This is a genomic window from Alkalihalobacillus deserti, from assembly GCF_020734105.1.
Lineage (GTDB): Bacteria > Bacillota > Bacilli > Bacillales > Bacillaceae_D > Halalkalibacter > Halalkalibacter deserti.
The window spans coordinates 1-5,460 of sequence record NZ_JAJAFR010000048.1 but is presented as its reverse complement, the minus strand read 5'-3'; the positions used below and the strand labels follow the sequence as shown (position 1 = coordinate 5,460).

Genomic DNA, 5,460 nt, shown 5'->3' with positions numbered 1-5,460 from the left:
TCCCAGAAAGATATTTCAGAATGGAATGCTCCTTCTTTAAGCCATTCTCCTTTTACATATGGGTAGGAAGACATCGTTGCTGTTACCACAATATCAGAATCTTTAAACGCTTCTTCTGCACTCTCTACAGAGACAACGCTTACATTTAATTCATTTGACATTTCTTTTGCAAACTCATTTGTCTTTTCTCGATTTAAATCATACACTTTAATCTCTTCAATATTACTTCCGAAAACCCCTACAATAGCCATTAATTGAGTTCTACTTTGAACACCTGCACCAATAATACCAACAATTTTAGAGTTCGGATTAGCTAAGTATTTAGCTGCAATCCCAGTTGCTGCTCCTGTCCTCATAGCGCTTACAATAGTTCCATCCATAATCGCTAAAGGAAAACCGTTATTAGGGTCGGTTAGAATTATGATTGCTGAGGCTCTTGGTTGACCAATTTTTTTAGGATTCTCTGGCATACTCGGAATCCATTTCATCCCCGCTACGTCAAGTTCCCCACCTAGATAAGAAGGCATCGTCATGATTCTTCCTCTTGTCTCTTCTGTTTCAGGCCCCCCCCAACGAATAACTGGTTTAGAAGGTTGAACAACTTCGTTGTGTCCATGTAACTCGAAAGATTTTTGAATTGCACTAAGTGTCCCCACCATATCCAGACCGCCAGCTTTAATACAATCCTCTTGTGAAAGGTAAATGAAACCAACCCTCTTACTTTGTTCAAGTTTCTCTAGCTTTTTTACTGTACTCATTACGTCCCCAACTCCCTGAAATGGCTTATTGAATATCCCAACTTCTAAATATAGAATAGCATCTTCTAGATTCATTGTAAACCATTTTTACATAAAAAGGTTCATATAATCCTTTTTAAGGCTGACTAGTCTAAAAAAATGACATTACCTTTGGGCAAAATGCCTTAGTAATGTCAGGTAAAACGCTTTTATTCAACTACTTTTTTTATTTTTCAATGTGTTAACTATAAGTTTGTATTTTTTTAATAGACGTTTTTGATTGTCTTAATCCTAATTCAATCACTATAGCCTCAACCAGCGCAATAATTGGGATTATTGCAAAATGATTTCCACTAGATTCAGTTTTTAATATAACGCTTAAATCACTAGCAATCGGGCAACTCAATTACACTTTACCAACATAGATATTTCTATTTGTTCATCAGATATCAAGTAACTCAGGGAAAAATCATTTCACTGGGTTACTTACTTCTGTAATTCATAAATATACCTTAGTTAACTAATTAACAATTTATGTAAATTTCCCATATATTTCTGAGCTTTGGTTGCTGCGATACACCCTTCTCACATGGCTGTTACTATCTGCCTTCTTGTAGAATAAAGTTTGCCAACAACAAACTACAGAAGGGGTGCCCTCATGAAAAGGAATACCACATTCACAATTTGTTTCAAAAAATGTTTCAGAAGAAGAAGTAGCCCTTATTCAGGATGCCATCGGCTATGAAGATAAAGCGCGTAAGCTCGATGTGCTCACGCTCATTAACTATCTAATCTGTGCTTCTATGAATGTCAAAGGTTATCGAGACTGCGCAGATGTAGGAGACCAATATGAACCGCCAAAGGTCAATTTCTCTACACTCTCTAAGAAAGCTGGCAATGTAGACTACAACATCATGAAGAAATTATTCCATTTAGTCGTGTCTAAATGGAATCGAGTGACACACCGATCATTAAAGATTTCTAAAGAGCTTTTCTTGGTAGACTCCACCACGATTACAGTTGGAGGGTCACGTCTCCCTTGGGCCCTTTATCACGGGGAGCATGCAGGAATTAAACTGCATATCAGCTACTCTCCTCTCACTGAAATGCCAATTCAAGTCGAAACGACTGGACTTTCACACGATGGGCCGATTGGGGAACAGTTGGTCGATTCTTGATTTATCCTGGTAGAAGATCGAGCCTATTTTAAGATTAAACGAATCGATCAATTTACAGAAGACCAGCAAAAGTTTGTGATCCGAATGAAAGAAAATGTAGAGATTTTCAGGCCTCATGCTTTAAAACGCATGGAGGAAGCTGAATCTCCTGTCACGCGTGATATCACTTGTCAATTGGGTACCGAACAATCCCGTTCTAAGGAACGTCATCGAGTGGTATTTTTTAAGGATGATTACGGCAACGAGATGCGTGTCGTCACCAACTTAATGAACGTAACCTCTGAAGTCATCGCAGACATGTACAAAGCAAGATGAAGAATTGAAACGTTCTTCCGATGAATAAAACAGAACCTAAATGTCCCTGTTTTATTTGACACGACTGAAAATGCTGTTTTTAATCAGCTTTTTGCCGCTTTAACCGCCAGCAGCGTAAGTAACTTAATAGTGGATACTTGATGGGGAGTATTTATTATGTTTAAAAGAGCTTACTCCTTAACGTCTGTCATGTTTATTAAATAAATAATGTTCTTTTCAAGAAAAATTAATCAAGAAGATGAACATCATCATCCACATGAATGTCACCTGTTTTTATCACCGAAGCATAAACGCCAAAATTATTTTGTCTTTCTTTTATAACCGTTTTATGCAAATTTGAATATCGTTCAGCATTATCAGGATTAACAGTATAATCATACACCTTTTACAATGTCCTACTAATTGAATTTCTACTTCACTTCCTATTTTTATAGGTCTGCCAATCCATTCTTCAATAAAAGGTATTTTTTCTTTTAATGAAATAAATAAATTAGGGAGAAAACGCCGAAAATCCACCTCGTCTTGCCCCCATATTTCTTTCAAATTATTTATTGAAGCATCTGTTATAAGTAGAATGTTTTCTAATTGGTCCAATAGCACGTGTGAAGTGGGATATACAACTTTCTTAAAGGCTTTTTTGCGTTTAAGGAGGTGAGGTATATCTTGTAAGTAGCTCCATTTGATGCAAACGATGTTGAATGGAGGGCTCAACGAACTGTTAAAACGAGAAATGGTTTTAAAGCAGTCGTCATGCCTTATGTAACGAATCGAGCAATCATGTCTCGGTTAGATTCAGTTTTCGGAATGGGATATTGGAAAAATGAATTCACTTTAGTTGAAAATATTGGTGTGAAGTGTCGGATTTATACAAAAGTGAATGAAGAGTGGATCTTTAAAGAAGATGGAGCGGAAATGAAACCTAATGATAATATTGATCCTATCAAGTCTGCTTATTCAAACAGTCAAAAGAGATGCGCCGTACAGTTTGATATTGGCCGCTATCTTTATTCTCTTGATAAGGCTTGGGTAGATTTGAAGGATAAAGGACAAAATTATCAAAAGGTTGATAGTAACGCGCTATGTATTGGGATAACCCACCATTGCCATCTAACGCACTTCCAAAGGGTTCTCAACAACCCAACGAACAGAAACAACAAGAGAGAGAGAATAACACTTAGCAAACAACAAACGGTGGTCAATCTTCTAACCAACAAAATGAGACGGTTTCTCTTATGCAAGAAGCGAATAAGCTTGAGAAATGCTTAGGATTAACCCAAGCTCAGAGGCTTAGAATCTTTCAACGTGTAAATCCAAATACTACTGTTAGTAAAGTAAATGAGATTTACAAAGCGGAATCAGAGGCTATTAACATCCTAATACTAATTTACATAATGACACAATAATTACCAATTAAAAAATCACCCCTGGATCCTCAGGATAAGGTTTTTATATAATGCTGCAAGTGGAAGTGGACTTTAACTTTTAAATCAAAAATAGAATGAAATAAGATTATTTGAAGATAATACAAACTGAACGGAAAAGGTAAAAAGGTTCACGACTAAAATCGTGAACCTTTTCTCAGTCCCAGTGTGGCCAATCACCCTCTCAGCTCGGCTACGCATCGTCGCCTTGGTGAGCCGTTACCTCACCAACTAGCTAATGCGCCGCGGGTCCATCTGTAAGCATTTGACCTAAGGCAAAACTGATAAACACTTTTTTATGGACTCCAGATATTGGTGCAATTGTCTAGCTCTTACTCCCTGTCACGTTACAATGCTCCTTTCTGAATAAATACTTTTAAAAATGGTTTATTTCACATCTTTCACTAATTTATTGTAAACAGCAATAGAAAGTGCAATATCTAAGACACCGGATCCGACACTTTCATAGAGCGTGATTTCTTGCTCATTTTCTCTTTTTGGAATTTTTCCAGTTAGCACATCTCCCACTGTACCTGACACTTTGTCTTTGGTAATCTTTCCTTGTTCGAATGGAATCAAAATATCACCGGCGGCTTCCAATAGACCCTCAACGTGTTCCGTGATTACTTTATCCGATTTCAGTACTGTTTCTGTATCAATTTCCTGCATAAAAGAGGTAAAAGAACCAATCGCGTTGATATGTGTACCTGGTTTGACTGAACTTCCTTTAAAAACAGGAGTGAGTGAGGTAGTACAAGTACAGATGATATCAGAGGATGACACGCACTCGTCAGCCGTTTTAGCCGCAATGATTTTATATGGCCGATTTTTGATCTTTTCAATTCTTTCAATAAAACTTTCTACTCGTTCAGGATCAATATCATACACGTAAAGTTCCTCAATAGATCGAATTTCTTGGATGGCCAATACTTGAGAGAACGCTTGGAGTCCTGAGCCGATAATTCCTAGTTTGTTGGCATCTTTTCTTGCCATTAAGTCAGTAGCGATTGCTGCACTGCCGCCTGTTTTGATGGCAGTCAGATAGTTCGCATCAATCAGTGCTTGAAGTTCGCCAGTTTCAGCTGAATATAAACTGATTTTAGAGATTGTACTAGGCAGACCTTTTTTCAAATTCCCAGGGAAAACAGATGAGAATTTTGATCCGAAGAAAGGTTTGTTCGTACAATTAGCGACTAACCATTGTCCCACATTTTCTTCGCCGCGAATAGGCATAAAAATACGGTTTCCTGCATAAATTTTTCCTTCAACACAATCTTCATAAGCCTCCTTGATAACAGGGAGAACCAATTCCATATCAAGTATATTTTGTACTTGTTCTTCTGTAATTTGTCGCATAATATCCTCCTTAGATTTAAATAGTGTCTAATATTATATAAATTTTACTCTTTTAAAATTTTATAACTATGATGGATTTTGGTGAAGTTTTTGTACAAGAACCAATTACTACTAAAATTTTCGGAAAACTTTTCCCAATATTATATATTCAGTCTAATTTCCAAAAACTCCCTTATGCCCAAATATCTCCTATACTGAATCCGTTAGGAAAAGGATCCGTTGGATCAAGTACATAAGTGTTAAATCCGGTAATCCACGCCTCACCACTAACGGTTGGAACTACGGCTTTGTGGTCACCAAGTTTTACTTCCTCAACAAGGCGTCCATTAAATACTGTTCCCAGAATCCCCTCATGTCGGAAGTCTTGATTTAATTTCAATTCCCCCTTGGCATACAAGGTAGCCATTTTTGCACTAGTTCCAGTCCCACAAGGACACCGATCCAGAGCACCCG

Annotated in this window: 5 protein-coding genes, 2 pseudogenes and 1 other annotated feature; of the genes and pseudogenes, 2 read left to right on the top strand and 5 right to left on the bottom strand. The window is 37.4% G+C overall.

Annotation, left to right across the window (positions count from 1 at the left end; translation table 11 throughout):
* Nucleotides 1-758: ornithine cyclodeaminase family protein (locus LDX58_RS25320; RefSeq protein ID WP_227940433.1), on the bottom strand; the 758-nt coding region annotated here is incomplete at its 3' end.
* A 782-nt stretch (nucleotides 759-1,540) separates the two neighbouring features.
* On the opposite strand from LDX58_RS25320, the pseudogene LDX58_RS25315 reads away from it, so the two are divergent.
* Nucleotides 1,541-2,230 (top strand): annotated as a pseudogene (locus LDX58_RS25315) (IS4 family transposase).
* A gap of 226 nt (nucleotides 2,231-2,456) precedes the next feature.
* Here the strand turns inward: LDX58_RS25315 and LDX58_RS26940 are convergent.
* Nucleotides 2,457-2,612 carry an MOSC domain-containing protein gene (locus LDX58_RS26940; RefSeq protein WP_372459300.1) on the bottom strand — a complete coding sequence of 52 codons (156 nt, stop codon included), beginning with the start codon at nucleotides 2,610-2,612 and terminating at the stop codon, nucleotides 2,457-2,459.
* Complete coding sequence (locus tag LDX58_RS26935) at nucleotides 2,546-2,830, bottom strand: MOSC domain-containing protein (RefSeq protein ID WP_372459299.1); 285 nt, start codon at nucleotides 2,828-2,830, stop codon at nucleotides 2,546-2,548. The genes LDX58_RS26940 and LDX58_RS26935 overlap by 67 nt, the downstream gene beginning before the upstream one ends.
* Nucleotides 2,831-2,920: 90 nt before the next feature.
* Here LDX58_RS26935 and LDX58_RS25305 point away from each other — a divergent pair.
* A pseudogene (locus tag LDX58_RS25305) lies at nucleotides 2,921-3,496 on the top strand (Rad52/Rad22 family DNA repair protein); the annotation flags it as partial.
* Between the two features lie 289 nt (nucleotides 3,497-3,785).
* Nucleotides 3,786-3,948: a sequence feature (16S ribosomal RNA rRNA prediction is too short), on the bottom strand.
* A 90-nt stretch (nucleotides 3,949-4,038) separates the two neighbouring features.
* On the opposite strand, the gene LDX58_RS25300 reads toward LDX58_RS25305, so the two are convergent.
* Nucleotides 4,039-5,007: an ornithine cyclodeaminase family protein gene (locus LDX58_RS25300; protein WP_227940432.1), complete on the bottom strand. Its 969-nt coding sequence runs from the start codon at nucleotides 5,005-5,007 to the stop codon at nucleotides 4,039-4,041.
* A 172-nt stretch (nucleotides 5,008-5,179) separates the two neighbouring features.
* On the bottom strand, nucleotides 5,180-5,460 hold a 281-nt coding region (locus LDX58_RS25295; RefSeq protein ID WP_227940431.1), incomplete at its 5' end, for a proline racemase family protein.

What these genes read in the sequence shown, in the direction of transcription:
- LDX58_RS25300 (WP_227940432.1), bottom strand. Translation starts at nt 5,007, where the DNA reads ATGCGACAAATTACAGAAGAACAAGTACAAAATATACTTGATATGGAA.